We start from the raw sequence: 840 nt of genomic DNA, 5'->3' as shown, positions 1-840 counted from the left end.
CAGAACGCCGACGTTGTCACCCGCTTGACCTTGGTCCAGCAGCTTGCGGAACATTTCAACGCCCGTGCAGGTCGTCTTCTGAACCGGACGGATGCCGACGATTTCGACTTCTTCACCGACCTTAACGATACCACGCTCGACGCGGCCGGTCACAACCGTACCACGGCCCGAGATCGAGAACACGTCTTCGACCGGCATCAGGAACGGCAGATCGATCGGACGCTCAGGCTGCGGGATGTATTCGTCAACCGTGGCCATCAGGGCCAGGATTTGGTTTTCACCGATTTCCGGGTTCACGCCATCGGTCGCGGCCTTGGCCGAGCCCTTGGTGATGGGGATATCGTCGCCCGGGAACTGGTAGGACGACAGAAGCTCGCGCACTTCCATTTCGACCAGTTCGATCAGTTCTTCGTCGTCGACCAGGTCGACCTTGTTCATGAACACGACCAGGGCCGGAACGCCGACCTGACGGGCCAGCAGAATGTGCTCGCGCGTTTGCGGCATCGGGCCGTCAGCGGCCGAAACGACCAGGATCGCGCCGTCCATCTGGGCAGCACCGGTGATCATGTTCTTCACGTAGTCGGCGTGGCCCGGGCAATCGACGTGCGCATAGTGACGGTTGGCCGTCTCATATTCGACGTGCGCCGTGTTGATCGTGATGCCGCGTGCCTTTTCTTCAGGGGCAGCGTCGATGTCGGCATAGTTCTTGGCAACAGCGCCGCCAGACTTCGCCAGCGTCATCGTGATCGCGGCCGTCAAAGTCGTCTTGCCGTGGTCAACGTGACCAATCGTGCCGATGTTGCAGTGAGGCTTGCTGCGGTTGAATTTTTCCTTGGCCAT

Annotated in this window: 1 protein-coding gene; it reads right to left on the bottom strand. The window is 60.2% G+C overall.

Going from position 1 to position 840, the window contains the following annotated elements:
• A partial coding sequence (locus tag RCJ00_RS20630) for an elongation factor Tu (RefSeq protein WP_316224283.1) occupies positions 1 to 840 on the bottom strand: 840 nt, incomplete at its 3' end.

It is taken from the genome of Asticcacaulis aquihabitans, from assembly GCF_032490435.1.
In the GTDB taxonomy this organism is placed as follows: Bacteria; Pseudomonadota; Alphaproteobacteria; order Caulobacterales; family Caulobacteraceae; genus Asticcacaulis.
The sequence above is the reverse complement of the archived record's forward strand: the minus strand, read 5'-3'. Positions and strand labels throughout refer to the sequence as shown.